The sequence below is a fragment of the Pseudidiomarina sp. WS423 genome (assembly GCF_050750165.1).
Taxonomy (GTDB): Bacteria; Pseudomonadota; Gammaproteobacteria; order Enterobacterales; family Alteromonadaceae; genus Pseudidiomarina; species Pseudidiomarina fusca.
This window is the reverse complement of the sequence record NZ_JBOJLN010000011.1, coordinates 38,956-60,752: the sequence shown is the minus strand read 5'-3', so window position 1 is coordinate 60,752 and position 21,797 is coordinate 38,956. Positions and strand designations below refer to the sequence as shown.

The following is a 21,797-nucleotide window of genomic DNA, read 5'->3' as shown; positions in this document are numbered from 1 at the left end:
AAAGCCAGCAAATTCATGCTGGCTTTTTTCATCGGAACTGTCAACGCTTAGAACTTCATACCTAAACGAACGTACCAGTAAGCACCTGCCAAGTCATAAGAAGAAGCAATGGTGTTCATGTCTTGGTTGTTCGTGGTGTATGGAGGCTGACGGTCGAACATGTTACGAATACCGCCACTGATGGTGGTGGTTTCGTTTAACATGTAGCTTGCCTGCAAATCGTGGTAAACCGCGCTACCTGCATAAGTGCTGGTGTAAGTAGGCTCGCCACTTAAGTCATCAGTACCTTCCATGTAACGAGCTGCCCAAGATACTGACACATTGTCCATATCGTAAGTAGCAGTGAAGTTTGCACGAACTTTAGAGAATGCAGCGATGCTGTCTTCCCACTGGTCTGCCGCATAGTAGCCAGCATACTGAGTAGGCTCAGCACCAGGAGAAGAAATAAAGCTGTAGTCTTTCAGGTAAGTACCGTCTAAACGTAACTTCAATAAACCTGAAGCAAGGTCAGTTGACCAGTTTGCATCAAAGTCGTAACCAGAAGTTTCGAAAGTAGACAAGTTAGCATTGCTAGCTACGATACCAGAAACCGCACCAAGGACGTCACGATTTGGAGCATCTGGGCCGTAAGCTGGACGACCCATCTCTGCGGCACCCAAGATCAAGTCACACAATGGGCTGCTGAAATCAACACTGGTATAACAGCCATTCACGATGGTGTTGGTGTCGATTTTACCTACGCCGTTATCAATTTTGATATCGAAGTAGTCAACGGCCAAGCTGAAGTTCTCAATGAACTCAGGCGTGTAAACAAAACCTACGGTTAAGCTTTCTGATTCTTCTGGCTCAAGATCTGGGTTACCACCAACCAATGATGCAGACTGGTTAGATGCTAATTCAAAGTCTTGTGGTAAGCCTTCAGCGGCACAGTTATCACGTAACGCTTGGTTGGTTTTAGTACCCCAATCATTACATGGCTCGTTGTACGCTAAGTTAGATTCTTGCTGTGGTGAGAATAACTCGCTAATACTTGGCGCACGGAAACCATCAGCACGAGTCGCACGAACCAACAAACCTTCAAACGGCTTGTACTCTAAACCAAATTTGGTGTTCGTGGTTGAATCCAAGAAGCTGTAGTTTGAGCTACGTACTGCTGCAGACAAGCTCAAATCTTCAACCCCTGGCAGATCTGCCAATAGTGGTACGTCAAGCTCAAGGTAAGCTTCAGTTACATCGTACTGACCTTCAGTTTTCTCACTAGCTACTGAGAAGATTTCACCAATCAGTGCAGCACCATCTGGTTGATACAAATAGTCTTCCCAACGTTTCTCAACACCGGCTGCCCAAGCGATATCGCCTGCTGGCAAACCAATACCCATCAAGTCACCAGAGATGTTAGCCAAGAACTGTTTGGTTTGGCCACGTACTACCGGAGAGTTAGGTAAGAACGCGTAATCCATCATCGCCTGGGTCAAGGTACCTGGTGCAAATGGGTTCCACACACCAGGACAAGCTGCATCATCAGCACACAAGTCTGGATCAGTTAAGTTCAAGAAGCGGTTAGCGTTGGCACGACCGTAATCAACACGGGTATCAACAAAGCGGGTGTAGTTATAAGACACATCCCACGTCCAACCATTGTCTAGGTAACCTTCAAAACCAGCAACCATACGATAATCGTTCATGTCTTGCGTGAACGCACGGCCACCAGACTCTTCTAAACGACGGTTGATATAAAGGTCTTCACCTACTGGGTTGTACGGGTTAGTTGCTGGAACGAATTGGCCCCAGAAAGTACCCTCAGCACCCATCAACTGGTCTGATTGACGGTTAGTGAAACCACCTTCGATAAACGCAGTCGTGCTTGGTGTTAATTCATAAGTGGCAGCACCGTTGATGCTGAATACTTCCATTGGCGTAACCATGTAGCTTACTGCAGCGTAGTTAAAGCCATCGGTAGCATTGTTAAATGGACGCAGTGCACCTGTGGTTGGGTCAACTACGTAACCTTTGTAAGAATTAGATACGGTTGTCCAAGTACCCATCGCAGTAGTACCAGAACCACCACAGTAAACACCACCTTTGCCGTCATCGAACAATGGGCATTCAGAGAAATCACGATCGCCCTGCCAGATTTCGTTACGGTTGGTGTACTCTAGTGATAATACTACGTTACCACGGTCGCTAGAGGTACCTACGGTAGCTGCTAAACGCGTGGTCTCACCGTCGCCTTCACCAGTTAGGTCATATTGAGCAACAAACTCAGCACCTTCAAAGTCACGCTTGGTGATAAAGTTGATAACCCCGGCAATTGCATCAGAACCGTATGCGGTAGATGCGCCGTCACGTAGCACTTCAACGCGCTCAACGTACGCCATTGGGATAGAGTTCATGTCGCTGAATGCAGTACGACGACCGTTCACCAACAACAAGGTACGGCCAGAACCTAAACCACGCAATGATACCGTGGCGCTACCGTTACTACCGTTGTTTACGTTCGAACCTTGCGCAGCACCGTTCACTGATGGCAACGAGTGTACGAATTTTTCTAGCGTAGCGTAACCTGAGGCTTCAAGGTCGGCAGCAGTAAATACTGAGATAGGGCTTGCGGTTTCAAGGTCGGTACGCTTGATGCGTGAACCTGTTACAGAAATGCGTTCTTGGGCTTCAGCACCGGCTTCGTCTTCAGACGTGTCTTGTGCTGCAGCTGTGCCTGACAATGCTAGTGAAGCACCACCAAACATCAGAGCTAAGCGGATAGACTTAGCAACTTTGCTATTGGTATACATAATTATTCTCCCTGGACCACTTTTAAGTGATTTTTTTGCTATAGCTCAACACGCATAGCAGCGCGCGAACCAAGTCTAACCCAGATCAGAAAAAACCCCGTGAAATCGTTGTTTTTTTGATAAGGGTCAACTTGATACTAATGAAAATAATCGATGTGAGCAAGCGTTCTATCGCAAATAACTATAACAAAAGTGATCTTATTTTCACCGCACTGTGTCTGATCACCGATATAAACATGCAGTTTATCGCCATATTCGTGTTATTTCGGCTCTCACTTAACTAATTTTGCATTCATTTAACATGGTTAAGGTCTTGCTTTTGAGCAAAAAAAAGCCTCACTGCAAAACAGTGAGGCTTTTCTCTATCGCGAACGTTTAATTAGTCGCCAATGTGCTCTTCGAAGAAGGCAAGCATCTTCTGCCAGCGCTCAACGTTATTTTCTGGTTTGTAGAATCCGTGGCCTTCACCTTTCTTATACAACCACTCGTACGGATGCTCACGCTCTTTCAAGGCATCACGCAAGCGGAAGGCATGCTCTTCTGGCACCCGGATGTCGGCACCACCTTGAATAATGAACACTGGCGCTTTGAGCTTATCCACGTTATCAATCGGTGATTGCTCAGTACGGCCTTCGCTATCACTAGGTAGTACTTGATCTAAATAGTTACGGCCCGCTTGAGCTTCAGAAATATCGCCCTGTTCGTACATGAGGTTCAAATCATACACCCCAACAAAGCCAACAATACACTTATACAAGTCTGGCTCACGAATACCACTTTGTACCGCAGCATAACCACCATAAGAAGCACCGTACACGCACACACGATCAGGATCAGCTATCTTCTCTTTCACTAAATGCATCACCCCATCGGTCATATCGTTGATCATGGTGGTGCCCCAGTTTTTATAACCAAGTTCCATAAATTTCCGACCGAAACCACCTGAGCCACGGAAGTTAGGCTGTAATACCGCATAGCCATGTTCTGCTAACACTTTGGCATCAGAGTCCATGCTGCCCATGCTGTCGCGAATACCATGCGGGCCGCCATGTGGTAATAAGATCAACGGCAAATCTTTGGCTTCTTTACCGTTAGGCAAGGTTAGTAGAGCATGAATATCTAATCCGTCACGGCTTTTATAGACAATAGTTTGCGTCGTTGGAATCGTATGTCCATCCAACCAAGGTTTAGCCGCAGCAATCGGCGTAAGCGCACGCTTATCGCGGTCGAACAAATAAAACTTTGCAGGAGCATTCACTGACTCTACCCGCACAATCAATTTACGATTATCACGCGTTGACGAGTTAATGCCCACCGACTGACCTGGGAAAGTAGCGATCAAGCTTTGCACCAAGCGGGCGTAATCTTTATCTTCAACATCGTCAAAAAAGAAGGTATCAATACCATTGTATTCAAAGGCAGCACCAATCACTTCGTTGGCACGACCATTCTTCACACTCATGATCGGCATCAAATCGGTATTTGGATGCTCAGCCATCACGGTTTCTTGTTTGGTGCTTAAATCCAACACACTCAACGAGCGAGTATCCGATTGGCTATCACTCAGACCTAACACTTGGTCGGTACCTGGCAACATCAGTAAGGGCATAAAACCGCCATCGGTTTCGTAATAACTGTCAACTTCGTACCAGTCTTTGTTGGCGCCGTCACGCCCTAGGATCACCGTCTTGTTTTTCTCGTTAGGGTCGATCCCTAACACCATCCGCGACACCCCATCGCTATCTAGTACTACCTGCACGTTAGTGCTCGCATAGGCACGCAGCGGGACGCGCCCTTCTGAACGCTTACGCCCAGAAGTAACCTTCATGGTATAAAGATCTAAATAGGGTTCTTTGGAGAAAAACGAGCGGGTGTAGATCATGATAGCTTCAGGATCTTCCGGTAAATAATCTACCACTTGTGCAAACTCGTAGTTGCCATCGCTTGAACGTGGGCCAGTTAGAATCACTTGGTTCGAGCCATCAGCATTCATGGCAAAGATTTCACCCGTAGGTACCGGTGCATCCAAAGAGCCAATCTCGCGCGCCATGGTCATGATTAGACGCTCGTTATTCGCCCACTGAAACGACGATACTGATTCACGCCCATTGCCTTGGGTGATAGATAGAATCTTGCTCTCGTTAATATCTAAGACGGTTAGTAACACCGAGCCTTCTTCATTACGCGATGTTGCTGCTAAATAGTCACCGCGGGGGGAGATTTTTACATCCAAGTATTGCGAATGTTTCGCATAGCTTTCTAGCAGCTCGGTTTTCACCTCAGCGCCATTCGTTAACATGGGTACAGCTAATGCTGCTAACCCCATCACCAATGAAGAATACTTCATATTTGCCTCGTGTTCTGTAGAGAGTGTCTGTCTTTATAATTGTTAATAATACTATCGTTAATTGTAAAACAAAGTAAATAAAAAAGCCCCACCTAAGTGGGGCTTTTATCATTCATCTTGCTTGTTCGTTTCAACGAACCTACCAATTAGAACTGGTAAGAGATGTTGAAGAACGCGCGACGACCTAAGTAGTCGAGCTGTGATGCGAACAATGGTGCGTTACCAGAGGTGTATGCCGCTGCTGGGCTCACCTTAGGTGGTTGCTTATCAAAGATATTACTCACACCGATAGTTACATCAATATTGTCATTGAACGTAGTGTTCGCTGACAAAGTGTGTAACACGTAAGTTGGAGTTTCAGCTACGAAACGCACAGACTCACCACGATAGGTGGTTGAGCTAGTACCTAAGCCGCGGTAGTCAGAAGTAGCATCATAGTAGCTCATGTTCCAGTTAAAGCTCCAGTCGTCACGGCTGAAGGTAGTATTTAACGTACCTACGTTACGTGGGTTACCGATATAACCAATGTACTGCTCTGGCGTATCAGTAACGAACTGTTGGAATGAACGCTCGATCTGGTTGGTGTGGTCTAATTTGATACGTAAATCACCGAAGTCAAACGACTCTTGATAGGTAATCACAATATCAACACCGCGAACGATTTGCTTCGCAGTGTTCAAGTAACCACCACGAACTTCTACGATACCGTAATCACCATCTGTACCGTCGGCACGAGTGAATTGATCACAGAATGGTTCGTTCGCAAAGTCATTCGACGTGTAACACTGGCTCAATACTGCACCACCAGTGACGCTTGAAATCTGATCGCTGATTTCAACATCATAGTAGTCAATTGACGCAGCAAAACCGCCATCTTCAGATGAGTAGACTAAACCAATACCTTCAGAAATCGAGGTTTCAGCTTGCAACTGACCTGCGCCACCGCCGGTAATTGAGGTCATCGAACCACGAATTGCCGCTGTGTAGTCTTCAGGAACGCCATCAGCCGCACAGTTCGCACGTACCAACGGGTTAGTTGACTCAACCCAGTTCAAACATGGATCTGATGTTTGACCCAAGAAACCAGTTTGATTTTCAAGGAACAATTCGTACAGAGCTGGAGCACGGAACGAACTACCACGTGATGCACGTACACGGAAGCCGGCACCGATTTCCCAGTTAGCGCTTACCTTGAAGGTCGTGTCGCTACCGTAGATATCTACGTCAGTCCAACGGCCAGAAGTTGTTAAGTCTAAGCTCTCAACAAATGGCAAGTCACGTAACAATGGAACTTGGAATTCTGCATATGCAGCAGTAGTTTTCGCTTCACCTGCAGTGATACCAGCGCCAGTTAAGCCCCATGAGTTACCTTGTAACGTGTTTTCACCTGGTACGTCTTCGATTTCGTCACGTTGCCAGTACACACCTACCGCAGTACCAACTGGACCAGCTGGCATTTCGAACAAGTCACCAGTGATGTAAGCATCAATCGTATCTTGTGTATAGGTTGTTTCACCAACGTCTTGACCGAACAAGAATTCACGAGCTTCAGCGCTTTGGTTACCCCAAACGTTTTGTGGATCGAACCAGTCGTAGTTCACACAAGCTTTGCCCGAAATTTCAGTCACACGACCTTCACATGGAACGCCAAGCAATGTTTCTTGAGCCATGATCATTGAATCGAAGAAGATGATGTCAGTTTTGTATTCGCCTTTGTTATGCGAACGCTGGTATGACACATCCCAGTTCCAGAAACCAATCGAACCTTCGAAACCAACGACTGCGCGAGCATAGTCGATAGTCGTTTCGTTACCGAAGTGATCAGTATAGTGTACTGGCATGACATAGTTGTCACCCTCGAAACCAGGTGCTAAACCAGACGAAACTGGGAATTGACCGATTTCACGAGTCCAGAACTGACGCGTATTACGTGATTCAGTTTTACGCTGGCTGTACAACAACTCACCGTACATAGAAGTTGTATCGGTAAGGTCATAATCACCTTGGAAATAAACTGAGTTTACAGTCGTTTCAGGGATCATCGTTTGGTTCAAACGGAATGGGTGGTTACCACCGTCCAATAAACCGTCAGATGCAGCATCATAACCAGCCCAATACCAACCATCTGGAGCTGCAGTGACACGCGGGTTCTCGTCAGCAATGTTAGCGAAACCATCATTAAAATAATCGTATTGAATACGACCATCAGATGCTAAACGACCATTAACGACTTGATAGTTGAAGATACCTGGACCTGATTCACTACAGTGGTACTCACCAGTACGTGGATCGATTGGATCAGCGCGCTCACCCGTTTCGATATCGTTGAAAAGGTAGCGAGTTGCACACGCGAAATAATCACGGTCGCCACGCTTCAAACCCGTGTTGACGTTGCGGTCAGCAACCACACGCCATGAACCACGGTCAAAAGAGTCACCGTATGTAGCGTTTAAACGATAAGTTTCGCCGCCACCTTCAAAAGGAGCTGAGCCAGAGAAGTTAACTTCGCCGCCTTCACCTTTTTTGGTGATGATGTTGATTACACCAGCAACCGCGTCAGAACCGTACAAAGATGATGCGCCATCTTTCAAGATTTCAACACGCTCGATGATGCTGATTGGTAATGCGTTCATGTCGAACGCAGAAACTGCGCCACGGGTACCAGCTGGGCCGGCACGACGGCCGTTCAAGAGAACGAGAGTACGACCAGCACCGAGACCACGCATAGAGATTGATTCAGCGCCGCTACCACCGTTGGTTACAAAACCAACAGAGTATGCAGAAATCAACTGGTCAGAACCAGAGGCAACTGTTGACGTACGCAACAATTCACCTAGGGTGTTCAAACCTTGATCGGTAGCAATTTCAGTAGTGATGATCTCAACCGGAGTTGGGCTGTCCAAACCGTCAGTACGGATACGAGAACCGGTTACTTGAATTTTTTCGGCAGCTTTCGCTTGTTCGCCGTCTTCGCTTTCATTGCTTTGGTCTTGCGCCATAGCCGGTGCGCCAGCTAATAGTGCAGAACCAAACCCTGCCATCATGATGGCGCGGATAGAATTTGACAAAAATGACTGCTTAGCCATGTAAGTCTCCCTGATTTTTTTATTGTTGATTTGGCTGATACGGAACTTTTGTAAAAGTTATTAGTCGTAAGCCTTAATAGTGGCTTCCAGTAAGAGATGCATCTACGCATGTCTTCTGAGTTCCGTTGCTAATACAACCACAGTTAAATGCTTTTTACAATAGTTTTGCAACAAGGTTTTTACCTGTTTTTTTGCACAGACTTGTAAACTTTTCGATAATTTGTTTTTAAGATAAATCTGAAATTCACAGCTGAGAGGTCTACTCGGTTGCGCTGAACCGCGTCCAACGGCCCTACAAAATCAACTGCGCGGTAACCTAACTACTTGAGCGCCCGCGTATTTATACAGTTGGGCCAACATCAATTCACCACAAGCAATGGCATCGCTGAGCGCATGATGGGCATCATATTGGGGTAGGCCATAACGGCTGCGACAAGCACTTAAGGTTAAGCTACCTCGCTGAATATGATGTTGAGAATTCTTTAATCTTTGGCCCTCAAAGGTCAAGGTATCAAATCGTAGCAATGGCTTGAACCGCACTTGATGCGCTTTACCCGCTTGTTTTAAAAAAGCCCAATCCAGTTGCACATGATGGCAGACCAAAACCGCGCCATCGAGCACCTGTTGTAGTTCCTTGAGCACCTCAGCCAAGGGCGTCACTTGTTTTAAGTCGCGGCTCACTAAACCATGTACCACCGGCGACTGATTCAGCTCGGTTTGTGCCGTTGCCACGGTGTAATAACGGGCACTTTGGTAATCAAGCAAAGGTGGCGTGAGCTCCACCCAGGCCACCGCAATAATGTTATCGTGGCGCGCATCTAAACCACTGGTTTCAAGATCTAGCGCCACATAGCGCTGCGCTGTCCACGGCTGAGCTAACGCCTGCCGCCGGTGCCACCAAGCCGCGATACGGTTACGCCAACCCGAAGCATTAGCGGCCATCACCCAATCCGTCCAAACTTCAAGCCTACCCCTTGCTGGCATTCTTTAATAATTCGAAAGGCGGTTTTTAATTGGCGTCGCGTTAAGGTACTAAGCTCATCGGGGTCTAACGCGTTTTTAGGCTGGTCACTGCCCCACGTCTGTAATTGGTGCTGTAGTCGTAATTCAGTTAAAAATTGCCAAGCTTCGGCCAACGACTGGTTATCTTTCTTATTAAGTAGCTTACTGCCTCTTAACGCCTCTAAGCGAGCCAAAGTTTGCGGCACCATAATTCCCGCTTGCAAGGAATAAATGCGCACAATATCGTTAATTAAAGCAATGCCGTAGCGCTTGATATTGATCAGATCCGAGTCTTTACCACTCTCGGTACCACGAAACCTATTAAACAAGCCTAACGGTACCTGCACACTCACTTGTAAACGTGCCAAATTTCCTAAGAAAAAGTCCTTACGCGCCAACCCCGCAACTTGCTCACGATAGCGTTGATATAGCCGCTTATTGCCGTAAACTAATCGCGAATCGAAGAAGATTTGGCAATACATCAACGCCTTCGGCGTCGGGCTTTCCGTCCAGCTTTTAAAACGCTCCAGCCAGCCATCCAAGGTGCGTCGACAATCCACATTCGAGGCCATAATATCGCCCGGACACAGCGGAATACCGCATTCATGCAAACCGCCACTCACGTATTCGCCCAAGCCTTTAAACCAATCCAACTGATTGTCGTTAAGCCCATTACCCAGCAATAAACCATTATCTTGATCGGAACTCAGCACCTGGTCTTCACGCCCTTGCGAGCCAAACGCTATCCAGCAATAGGGCCCCGGCGCAACCCCATGTTCTTGTTCATACAAACTGATTAATTTACGCGTCATACTATCGGTTAACGACGCCAGCAGCCGTCCCACCATGGTGGTGTCATGCACGCGCGCAGCAAACGTCTGCATGTAGGCCGGAATATGCGCCGCCTCCGCCACTAGCTGCGCTTTACTCGCCGCTTTGTTCAGCGCACTGATCAGCATGATAGGTTCACTGCGCTGCTGCCGCATCAAATCGATATTGGTGATCATCCCAATCGGCTGGTCAGCGTCATTAAGTACCGGCAAATGGTGGATATTTTCTTGCGTCATAATCGCCAACGCATCCATCAGGGTCTGGCGCCCATATACAGTCGCTGGGGCTTGGGTCATTACCGCATTCACCTGTAAATCGTAGGCCAATCCTTGCGCCACCACTCGGTTGCGCAAATCACGGTCGGTCAAAATTCCGCACAGCTTCACCGCCGCAGCTTCGCTATCTGCAGGGCTATTCACCGCAGTCTCGTTTACCGCAGTGTCGTTTACCACAGTCCCCTTTACCACAGCCCCCTCTGCCGCCGCATTTTCTGCCACAGGTCCTTCTACTACCAATACCGAGGAGACTTTTTCGTCGCGCATGCGCTCGGCTGCTTCTTTGATGGTGGCATGGATAGACAACATCACCGGCGCCCGCACAATCACTTCGGCCACGGGCAATTGCAACGTATCATAACTGGCCACTGGCTCTTGCTTCGGCCTACTGGCCGCCAAGCCCTGCCGACCACGCTCGGCCGCACCAGAATCCACCTGACTCCCTTGACGGCTACCACTACTATTAGCAGTACCTGCCAAACTGCCACGGCGCGTGACATCGCCTTCACGTCGCGCCGTTTCTGAGAGCAAGCGCTGCTCATGCGCCCGGATAAAATATTGCTCGAACGCCCGCACATGCTGGCGTAGCTGGTCAAACACTGCGGCGGTAATAATGTAAATAATGCCGTCTTCAATCACCTGCAGCTTGTTCACCACCGCCCGCCCACTCAGCAAGCTCGGAAAACCAAACAAATCATGGGACTCAAGTCGCTCTATCAAATGCCCATCTGGCGCCAGCAAATCAAAACCGCCTGAACGTACAATATAAAGCGCTGGGCTATGTTGTTTAAACAGCCCATCCACATTGTATTCGTTCACATAAGCAGCTTTAATTTGCCCCGCCACCCACTGGCGCTGCTCCCCATTGAGTTCATCAAAGGGCGGACAATCCAGTAAAAATCGTTGTACTTCTAACAGTTCCGGTTGCATAAGAACCTCGCTTTCCAATCAGAAAAAAGCCCGGCAGTGCCGGGCTTTGCAGTAGCTCATCATTAATGACTAGAGGCAGCGCCCGAGCCTTTCGGATACCGAATCGACTCAACCAAGTCTTGGGTATCCTGCGGCGCATCACCGGTCAGCTTGTGTACCACGTACGACACAATAAAGTTCAGTATCATACCGATAGTACCAATGCCTTCTGGCGAAATGCCGAACAACCAGTTGTCCGCAGTATTGGCAGCCGGGTTTACAAACTTGAAGTAAATAATATACGCCAAGGTAAAGACCACACCCACTAACATACCAGCAATAGCACCTGTGCTGTTCATGCGCTTATAGAAAATACCTAATATAATGGCCGGGAAGAAACTCGCTGCGGCCAAGCCGAACGCGAAGGCGACCACCTGCGCCACAAAGCCGGGCGGATTAATCCCGAACCAAGTAGACAGAGCAATAGCTACAGCGGCAGCGACCCGCGCCCACAGCAACTCTTGCTTATCGGTAATATTCGGCGTTAGCGTACGTTTCAACAAATCGTGCGACACCGACGTAGAGATAACCAACAACAAACCGGCTGAGGTTGATAACGCCGCCGCAACACCACCGGCTGCAACCAACGCCACTACCCAAGCTGGTAAATTAGCAATCTCAGGGTTTGCCAATACCATGATATCGCGGTCAACGGTCATTTCGTTGCGCTCATCACCAGCATAGAACATTTTGCCGTCGTTGTTTTTATCTTCCCACTTAATCAAACCGGTTTGTTCCCAGTTTTTCACCCAATCTGGAGCCGCATCATATTCCACGCCAGCCATATCCGGACCGTTAACGGTGTTGATCAAGTTCACTTTGGCAAAACCAGCAATCGATGGTGCAGTTAAATAAACAACTGAGATAAAGACCAATGCCCAGCCCGCTGAACGACGCGCATCACGTACTTTTGGCACGGTGAAGAAACGTACAATTACGTGTGGTAAACCAGCAGTACCTACCATCAAGGCACAGGTAATAGCAAACACGTCAATCTTAGATTTCAAGCCAGAGGTGTAAGCTGCTAAGCCCAGCTCTTCTGACAAGCCATCCAAGCGCGCTAACAAGTATTGCCCCTCACCTGATACACCATCAGCAATAGTCGCACCAAAACCGGTTTGCGGCAAAATGTGCCCCGTCATTTGGAACGAGATAAAGATAGCTGGCACCAAGTATGCAAAGGCTAATACGCAGTATTGCGCTACCTGAGTATAGGTAATACCTTTCATGCCACCTAACACGGTGTAGAAGAATACAATCACTGCGCCGATGTAAACACCGGTAGCAATTTCAACCTCTAAGAAGCGCGAGAACACCACGCCTACACCACGCATTTGTCCGGCAATGTATGTAAAGCTGATTAAGATTGCACAAATAACCGCAATAGTACGCGCTGTTTGCGAGTAATAACGGTCACCAATGAAATCTGGCACAGTAAACTTACCAAACTTACGCAGATAAGGTGCCAAACACAGTGCTAATAACACATAGCCACCGGTCCAACCCATCAAGTACACGCTGCCATCATAACCAGCAAACGCGATAATACCTGCCATTGAAATAAACGACGCCGCCGACATCCAGTCAGCCGCAGTTGCCATACCATTCATCACTGGATGGACGCCACCGCTCGCAACATAGAAATCAGAGGTAGAACCGGCACGAGACCAAATCGCAATCGCGATATATAAAGCAAAGGTCGCACCAACGATAATAAACGTGAGAGTTTGAATATCCATGGATGGGCCCCTTAGTCTTCGTGAACTTCGTATTTGTTATCAAGGGCCGCCATTCGTTTAACATAAATAAAAATCAGAATGACGAAAGAAATAATCGACCCCTGCTGAGCAAACCAAAAGCCCAGTTTAAAGCCGAAAAAGGTAAATTGATTAAGCCAATCCACCAGGATAATGCCAAAGCCATAGGAAACGATAAACCAGACCGCCAGTAGCTTAAGCACCAGACTGATATTATCGCGCCAGTAGGCTTTTGCGAGTTCTTCGCTTTTGAAAGCCATACGTCCTCCAGGTTGTTCTAGTTGTGTTTGTTATTGTGATTTGTTCACTATGCAATCTAGACGCGTAATGGCAATGTAGGAAATACGACATTGGTCGTAAGGTTGATATTTCACCTGCCAAGTGGCTATCAATTATTAAGCATTGACTCAATCAGGTAAGATTTACTCTTGTCGCAGCCCCAAAAATCAATTAGCTTCGATCCGCAAATATTTTAGAACAAACGTGGTTCGGGAGAACAAACGTGGTTCGTGATTCGTGATTCGTACGCTGCGCTGTTGGTCCGCGCTTCGCGCTGTTCGTAACCGCCAACCGCCAACCACGAACAGCGAACCCCGAACAGCGCAGCGGACGAACAGCGCAGCGCACGAATAGCGCGAAGCGCGCACGAACAACGAACTAGGTATCCAACATGACCCTACTGCTGATACTTGCCTCACTAGCTTATATTGCCCTACTTTTTGCGGTGGCCCATTGGGGCGACAAATCTAACTCGTTGGCCAACCGCATCAGTTATAAGCCCATCATTTATAGTATGAGCTTGGCCATCTATTGCACCAGCTGGACCTATTACGGCGCGGTGGGTAACGCCGCGACAGGCGGGTGGGCCTATATTCCGATTTTGCTGGGGCCGTTTTTACTCTTTATTTTTGCCTTGCCACTACTGCAAAAGCTGGTCAGTGTTTCCAAACAACAGAACATCACCTCGATTGCTGACTTTATTGCGAGCCGCTACGGCAAACGGCAACGATTGGCGCTGTTCGTGACACTTATCGCCGCGTTAGCAACCATTCCATACATTGCCTTGCAGCTCAAAGCGGTCGGTCTAACCTTTGTGGTGCTTACTGAAAACACCTCGGCCTTTACTGAATTTTCCATCAACGAGTTGATTGCCGCGGCGATTATGGCAGTGTTTGCCATGCTGTTTGGTACTCGCCATATTGAGGTCACTGAATATCGTAACGGTATGATTTTAGCCATTGCCTTTGAGTCTGCGGTAAAGCTATTAGCGCTGTTGGCGGCGGCAGTATTTGCCTACATTTTATTTAACGACGCCTCGCCCGTTAGCATGTGGCAACAGCTGGCCAATCCCAGTAGCAAAGCCTGGAGTTGGGAAGCCCTAACAGAATTCGACTTTATCGTGCAGACTTTTATGGCGGCAGGGGTCATTCTCTGTTTGCCGCGCCAGTTTCATGTGGCGGTGGTTGATAACGTGGATGTAAACCATCTCAAAACCGCACGCTGGGGTTTCCCTTTGTACTTGGTGCTGATTGCGCTTGCCATTGTGCCCATTGCCCTTGGCGGCCAATTATTCTTCGGTACCGGCGTGGACGGTGATACCTACGCCTTACGCTTACCGCTCCTACATGATCAAACCTGGCTCGCGGTATTTATCTTTATCGGTGGCTTTTCAGCCGCTACAGCGATGGTGATTATTGCCTCGGTAACCCTCAGCACCATGGTCACCAACGATGTTATCATGCCGATTATTCTGCAGCGCCAACAGCGCTTCCCTACCGGCTTTCAAAACCGCCTGCTGTTGATTCGCCGCGTTGCTATTGCCATTATCTTGCTACTCAGCTACCTCTGCTATGCCTTCTGGGCTGCCAATACCGGCTTAGTAAGTATCGGTTTGCTGGCCTTCTCGGTGGTCTTACAGCTGTTGCCAGCGGTGCTTGGCGGCCTCTACTGGCGTCGTGGTCACGCCCGCGGCGTCTATGTTGGCTTAGGCGCCGGCTTGCTAGCTTGGCTGTTTGCCGTGGCACTGCCCATGTACCTGCCTCACGACGGCAGCGATACCAGCATCATCACTCACGGCACCGTGATCAGTATGGCCATCAATACCCTTTGCTACGTGGTGTTCTCGATGCTGGCTCGGGCGCGCTTAGTCGATCGTATTCAAGCTACCGCCTTTGTGAAGCCGCGTAGTCATCTACAAGAACACACCATAGGTCGTCATCACCAAGCCACTAACGCCGATATGGTGTTGTTGCTGACCACCTTTGTGGGCGAAGAACGCTGTCATCAATTGCTGACGTTCTTTGCTGAAAGTAAAGGCGGCGTTGCCATGACTGCGGCCAACCGCGATGATGTGGCCTCGCGTGAGTTGATTGACTACGTCGAGCGGGCGCTGACTGGGGTACTTGGCGCCGCAACCGCGCGCTCGCTGGTAGAAGCAGCTCTGCGCGACCGCCGCTTGCACTTAGAAGAAGTGGTGCACTTTTTTGACGACACCACCCAAGCCCTACAAACCCAACAATCTATTCTCTTCAGTAGCTTAGAAAACTTAGCTCAAGGCATTTCTGTGGTCGATGCCGAGCTGCGCCTTGTGGCTTGGAACAAGCGTTACCTTGATTTGTTTGAATACCCCGAGGGCATGGTCAAGCCCGGCCAGCCTATCGCCACATTGATACGTTACAACGCCGAGCGCGGCGAATGCGGCCCAGGTGAAATTGACGAGCTGGTCACCAAACGCCTGAACTACATGCAAATGGGCTCGCCGCATCGATTTATTCGTCGCCGCGGCGATGGCAGAGTGATTGAGATGGTTGGCAACCCGTTACCTAACGGTGGCTTTGTAACTTCGTTCACCGACATTACAGAGCACGTAGAAACAGCTCAAGCCCTGGAAGAAGCCAACATCGATTTAGAACAGCGCATTAACGTGCGTCAGCGAAAAATTCGGGAAATCAACAATGAGCTCACCGAAGAAATCGAACGCCGTCGCAAAGTTGAAGTCGAGCTAAAACAGGCCAAACAGGACGCCGAAGAAGCCAACGCCTCGAAGACCCGCTTCTTGGCGCTCGCCAGCCATGACATTTTACAGCCGCTAAACGCCGCTCGCTTGTATTTAAGTGCCATGGATGAGCAAAGTATGACGGCCAATAATCAACAACTGGCTGGTAAGCTGGATACCGCGCTTGCCTCTACGGAACACCTGCTCAGCACCTTATTGCAAATTGCTAAAATGGACCAAGGTGCATTGCAGCCGCAGTTCAGACATTGCGCCCTACAAGATATTCTGGCGCCGCTGATCAACGAGTATGCGGTATTAGCCGAACAACGCGGTATTAAACTACGTAGCCGCCTACAAGAAGCGGTGGTTTACACAGACCCCACTTACTTGCGTCGTATCGTCCAAAACTTTTTATCCAACGCGGTTAAATACAACCGTGATAACGGCCGCGTGCTGTTAGGCGTACGTAAACGGGGAGAGCACTTGATTATTGCCGTATGGGATACCGGGCTGGGTATCACCGCCCAGCAGCGCCATCGTATCTTTGATGCGTTTTATCGGGGCTCCAATACCCGCGTTGAAGGCGTAGGTTTGGGCTTAAGTGTCGCTAAGCGCATGAGTGAACAATTACGCTGCGAACTCACCTTGGTCACCCACGAAGGCAAAGGCAGTTGTTTCTCGGTGACCGTGCCGATGGGCAGTGCCGCCCAAGTCTACGAACGACCTATGGTCGCCAGCGCTGATACGCCCAACTCCAATTTGCTACTAATTTGCGTCGACGATGACCAAGAAAACCTATCGGCCATGCGCGCCCTGCTCGAAAAATGGGGATGTACCGTAGAAACCTTTAATAGTAGTGCCACGGTACTTGAGTATGCTACCACTCATCCGCGCCCTGATGGCCTGTTACTGGACTATCAGCTGGGGGACGATGACTATGATGGCTTACGTCTGGCGAAGGCTTTACGGCAGCACTGGGGCGACAATGTAGCTGCGGCATTAGTTACAGCCATGGGCGATGACAGCGTGCGCAAACAAGCCCGTGAGAGTGGCTTGCATTTCTTAGCGAAGCCCGTTAAACCTGCGGCACTCAAAGCTCTGCTCAAACACATCGAACGCCATCGCTAACAACATAAGGGCGGCCCAGGCCGCCCTTAGCTGTTTAGCGGTCTACCGATTGAACCACTTTACAAATACCACCCTCAAGCATCACGCCTGGCTTAGGCAGCATCTCACAGGTACTCATCTCGCCCGTTTGCGCAATCTGTTGTACCCGTAACTCCGTGTACTCATTCGCGAGTGCTTGCAGCTTAGCCGCATCAGAACTCACCGTTGAATACACCATATAAAACTCTGGGCCACCGCAGGCTCGCTTGCCCACCGCCAATAACTGGCACTGATCAAAACTATCGGCGCGCGCTATCCCAACTTCTTCACGAATGGCTCTATCTAGCGTGGTTAAACGCTCACTCAAGCTCTGCTCTTGCACACTAGCTGGTTCACCAGCCGCATCCGGCATCGCACTATCCAGTTGCACCGTGTCATCGGCACAACCCACCAGCGTCAGGCTAGCAGCTACTAGCATTGCAATTACACTTAAACGTGACATTCCCATGATGTTATTCTCCTGAGTATAAGCAACATTAGCTTAACCTCTACTCTAAAAAAAACGGCGATAGAAAGCTATCGCCGTTTCAATCTTTACACTCGAGTCACTTAGCTAGTGCGACGACGAGCCCATACCAAAGGTAATGCTAACAGGGTTAGCCACCAGCCAAAGGCACTGCTGCTCTTCGGTGGTACAATTTTAACCGAGGTAGGACGTACTACCGAGCCTGCACCGTCACTCACAGTTACTTGCAATTGCAAGGTTTGCTCAGTTTCTACGTACGGCGCAGTAAAGGTGACTGAACTACCGGTTGCGCTACCTAAGGTTACCGCAGGGCCGCTAATCACTTCCCATTGATAAGTCAGGCTATCGCCATCCGCATCAGATGCAGAGACCGACAAGGTGATCTCATCACCTTCCGCTTTCGGTTCAGTTACCCCAGTCACAGTAGCTGTTGGGTTGGTGTTAGTCACCGCAACGGTTACAGTTCCTGCATCAGATACCGCACCAGACTCGTCCACTGCACGATAAGTAAAGCTATCGTCGCCAACAAAGCCTGCCGCTGGGGTGTAGGTTGCGGTCATGCCGTCTAGCTCAACCGTACCATTCGCTGGCTGGTCAACAATTTCAACTGTTAACGCGCCATCTGGGCTGATAGTTACAGGAACCATGTCTGTTACTTCGCCTTCGTCGGTGCTCGCAGCAAGCATAGCTACAACTTCACGGCTTGGCGTGCCCACCGCATCGGTTAAATCAACGGTGATAGCACGGCTATGCAGACCACTGGCTTCGCCAGCACCCACTGCACCAAAGTTAGACACGCTAAAGTCAAAGCTTGCGCTTACTTCAGCGGCTTGACCAGGTACCAAGTTAGCTTGTAGTAACCAGCCATCTTCCGGCATGCTGCCAGCTTGACCGCCTATTAGCGTACCACCAAGATAGACAAAGCCACCAGCGGTGCCGTCCATGGTTTCAACACCACCAGCTAAGGCAGCTCCTGGAGTCTGACCATTAACATCAACGTAGTTAAACATCACGTCGCCTGAATCGTCTAACGCTACCCATGCACTAAAGGTATACGAAGAACCAACTTCGTCATATTCAGACACGTTCACCCATTCCATCACTAAATAAGGTGCGCCGGCATTAACCACAGCGATACGCAATTCACCGCCTACGTTAACATCGTTATTAATCACCATATCCGCCCAGAATGGCGCTAAGACGCCGTTTGGAGCAGTTGGGTCAGGAATAAACGACAGTTGATACGTAGAATCAACGCGAGACTCACCAATTTCAATGATACCGTTAGACCACATCACGATGTTGTTATACTCAACGCCATCGAATACGTAGCTAAGGTCGCCTAACGGAATATTGACGCGAGTTTCATCACAGCCAGGCGCTTCGTTACAGAAGGTTTGATAGTTTGTAACACCTAGTTCATCCAAGGTTGCACCGGCAATACCGCCGCCTAACAAGCCTAGCTCTAACTCAGCAGGAGCATTGGTTTGTACCCCAGTCCACGTATAGGTATTAGTCTCAGTGTTTAAGCCTTTTTCGCTAGCTACTGAACCTACTTCCGTTTCTACCAACGTAGCTTCATCAATGGTCACACCTTCTACTGGCAACTGCGCCGACAAAGTCACATTAGCCCCTTCAAGGGTACCTAAACGACCGGTCATGCTGAAGTTCAGTGGCGTATTGGTAGTTCCGGTATCGGCGTCACCGATAGAGCCACCGATTGAACCTACCGGTGCCATTTCTTCAGCAAACACCGCGATTGGCACGTTTACTGGAGCATAGTCACCGGCATTGTGAGTTAGCGTTAAAGTACCGAACTGCCAGCCACCAGCACTTGCTGAAATATCGATTTCTACGCCTAATTCAGCAGCACCGCCGCCAGCAATAGTCACAGTTTCAGGGAAAGTTGCAGTCACTGCGCTGTCGTTGAAGCTAGCGCTTACGTTCCACACAGTTTCTTCGCCCACCAAACTGGTGATTTGGCGAGTGAACGAACACACATCTTCACAGAAATTATTGGCGATACTGGCTGTATCTAGCGCTACTGCTACACGAGTGGCATTCAGTACATCAATACGACCACCACCAATATCAAACGGATCCGCTGCAGTTTGCGTGTCTTCTTTGGTCACCGCACGAACACCTGACGTCATCAGTACCGATTTTACCTGCGCCGGCGTTAGCTCTGGATTATTAGCTAACAACAAGGCCGCAGCACCAGCCACGTGTGGGCTCGCCATTGAGGTACCGCTCAGTAGGTTAAACTCGCCACCTGGCAATGATGACAGGATGCTTGAACCTGGTGCCGCCAAATCTGGCTTCAACACGTTCGAGTCACCGTTCGGACCACGGCTACTAAAGCCTGATACCGCATCTACGTTAGCTGGCACAACCCAAGCTTCAAACGGATTCAAGCTTACCGTTAAGCCCGGCTCGTACAAAGTCTCTAACTGCTCACCAATAGCTTGAGTGATAGACACGGCAGGCAAGGTGGCATCAGCCATATTCATCGAAATGGTACCGGCAGCATTGTTATACACAATCATACCTACTGCACCTGCGGCTTGTACGCTCGCGGCTTTCTCAGCAAAGCTACATTCGCCTCGCGGTACCATCGCGATCGCACCTTCAAGCGAACCTGCTTCATAAGGCGCACAAGCCAACAAGTTGGTTTCGCTGATTTGCGATACTGGTAACCATTCACCGGTTACGGGCTCATCTAAAGTATACTCATTATCGTAGTTACCTGGTAACGCTGTGATCGGATAAAAACCTTCCAATTCAATGTTGTTACCAAACTGACGGCCATGCTGGGTGCTAGCTACGCTGATGGTATCTTCAACACAACCTGGGCAACCAATGGTATTTGGGCCAGGGCCATCATTACCAGCAGCAGTAACGGTAACTACGCCCATTTCTTGCAGGCTAGTCATGATAGTGCGATACGCACTGTTGGCAGGGTTGCCACCAGGACCACCGCCCCACGAGTTATTGATAACGTCAGCACCATCAGCTGCGGCATCTTCAAGTGCTGCGGCTAGGCTTAATGACGAACCAGAACCTACGCCATCTAAGGTGGTAAACAAGGCTTTATAAGCCATGATATTGGCGCCCGGAGCCATACCGGTAACGTTCACTGCTAAGCCGTTTAAGTTAATGCTTAATGGGTTACCTGCAGCGGTACCGGCAACGTGGCTACCGTGGCCATCAGTATCTTGAGGAGAATCTAAGATTTCATCTTCGCTGATATCTTCAGGATCAAACGGGTCATATACCCGCGCCAACACCACTTTGTCATTACAGAAAGTAGGATCAGTTACGGCACAATAATCGTCAGTAGGTAAACCTTCCGGACGGCTATGGCCGTTATCAGCAAAAATCGGATGTGAACTATCAATACCGCTATCAATAATGGCAATATTAATACCTTCACCAGCGCGATCTTGGCCACCTAACATGCCCCAAACATCATCAGCGTTAATCAACGCCGGTGAGACGTCAGTTTTTAAGCGCATCTCAGTATCACGATGCACAGCTTTGACGCCCGGCATGCCACGTAACTGGGCCGCTAAATCGCCACCAGCATAGTCGACGATCATGCCGTTTAAGGTTACTGTTAGATTTTTCTTCGCTTTTAGCCCTGGTGCACGAGCACTCAGTTGGCTCAACATTTGATTCTGACGCTGCACCAAATAGCTTTGATAATCTTGTACTGGCTTTGCTTTTAGGCTGAGTGTGTCAGCGCCGGTTGCCGCTGCTGAAGTTGCTGCAAAGCCAGCAACGCCGCCTTTATAGGTCGCTACTGGAGCATCTTCAAACTCAATCAAATAACGCGTGCTAGCGCGTTTGTTCTGGCTGGAAATAATGCTTGTTTGGCGTGCTCGTTTTTCAACTTTCAGCGCTTCTTCGTGCGGCTGAAGATCGACCGCTAACGATTGCACGTCTTGTGCGGTCGCCACGCCCAAGCCCGTTGCTGTTGCCACTGCTAATGCAATTGCAGACCAGCGGGTATGGAGAGTTCTGCTCATGTTATCTACCTTGTTTTTGTAATAAGAAAGCGGACTTTATTGAAAAAGTCACAAGATAGAAATTAACACAATTAATTCACATTTG

The 21,797-nt window shown here is 49.0% G+C and carries 10 protein-coding genes; 1 reads left to right on the top strand and 9 read right to left on the bottom strand.

Annotation, left to right across the window (positions count from 1 at the left end):
- Window positions 1-47 precede the first annotated feature (47 nt).
- The 7 genes from ACQ661_RS09655 to ACQ661_RS09625 form a co-directional block, all read right to left on the bottom strand.
- Window positions 48-2,789, bottom strand: coding sequence for a TonB-dependent receptor plug domain-containing protein (locus ACQ661_RS09655; RefSeq protein WP_431668241.1), 2,742 nt, complete (start codon window positions 2,787-2,789; stop codon window positions 48-50).
- Between the two features lie 379 nt (window positions 2,790-3,168).
- Window positions 3,169-5,136: a S9 family peptidase gene (locus ACQ661_RS09650; protein ID WP_313932536.1), complete on the bottom strand. Its 1,968-nt coding sequence runs from the start codon at window positions 5,134-5,136 to the stop codon at window positions 3,169-3,171.
- Between the two features lie 146 nt (window positions 5,137-5,282).
- Window positions 5,283-8,222, bottom strand: coding sequence for a TonB-dependent receptor plug domain-containing protein (locus ACQ661_RS09645; RefSeq protein WP_313932537.1), 2,940 nt, complete (start codon window positions 8,220-8,222; stop codon window positions 5,283-5,285).
- A gap of 300 nt (window positions 8,223-8,522) precedes the next feature.
- On the bottom strand, window positions 8,523-9,164 hold the full coding sequence (locus ACQ661_RS09640) for a 3'-5' exonuclease (protein WP_431668240.1): 642 nt from the start codon (window positions 9,162-9,164) through the stop codon (window positions 8,523-8,525).
- Window positions 9,164-11,260: a DUF294 nucleotidyltransferase-like domain-containing protein gene (locus ACQ661_RS09635; protein WP_431668239.1), complete on the bottom strand. Its 2,097-nt coding sequence runs from the start codon at window positions 11,258-11,260 to the stop codon at window positions 9,164-9,166. The genes ACQ661_RS09640 and ACQ661_RS09635 overlap by 1 nt, the downstream gene beginning before the upstream one ends.
- 62 nt (window positions 11,261-11,322) lie before the next feature.
- Entirely contained in the window at window positions 11,323-13,038 is a 1,716-nt protein-coding gene (locus tag ACQ661_RS09630; RefSeq protein WP_153825954.1) for a sodium:solute symporter family protein, read from the bottom strand.
- Between the two features lie 11 nt (window positions 13,039-13,049).
- Window positions 13,050-13,316, bottom strand: coding sequence for a DUF4212 domain-containing protein (locus ACQ661_RS09625; RefSeq protein ID WP_110076073.1), 267 nt, complete (start codon window positions 13,314-13,316; stop codon window positions 13,050-13,052).
- Window positions 13,317-13,726: 410 nt separating this feature from the next.
- Between ACQ661_RS09625 and ACQ661_RS09620 the strand changes: the two genes are divergently transcribed.
- A complete protein-coding gene (locus ACQ661_RS09620) occupies window positions 13,727-17,179 on the top strand; it encodes a hybrid sensor histidine kinase/response regulator (RefSeq protein WP_431668238.1) in 3,453 nt (1,150 codons plus the stop codon).
- A 34-nt stretch (window positions 17,180-17,213) separates the two neighbouring features.
- On the opposite strand, the gene ACQ661_RS09615 is transcribed toward ACQ661_RS09620, so the two are convergent.
- The gene (locus ACQ661_RS09615) at window positions 17,214-17,666 is read right to left on the bottom strand and encodes a hypothetical protein (RefSeq protein WP_153825956.1); all 453 of its coding nucleotides are present in this window, start codon (window positions 17,664-17,666) and stop codon (window positions 17,214-17,216) included.
- A 101-nt stretch (window positions 17,667-17,767) separates the two neighbouring features.
- The gene (locus tag ACQ661_RS09610) at window positions 17,768-21,712 is read right to left on the bottom strand and encodes a S8 family serine peptidase (protein WP_431668237.1); all 3,945 of its coding nucleotides are present in this window, start codon (window positions 21,710-21,712) and stop codon (window positions 17,768-17,770) included.
- Between the last annotated feature and the right edge of the window lie 85 nt (window positions 21,713-21,797).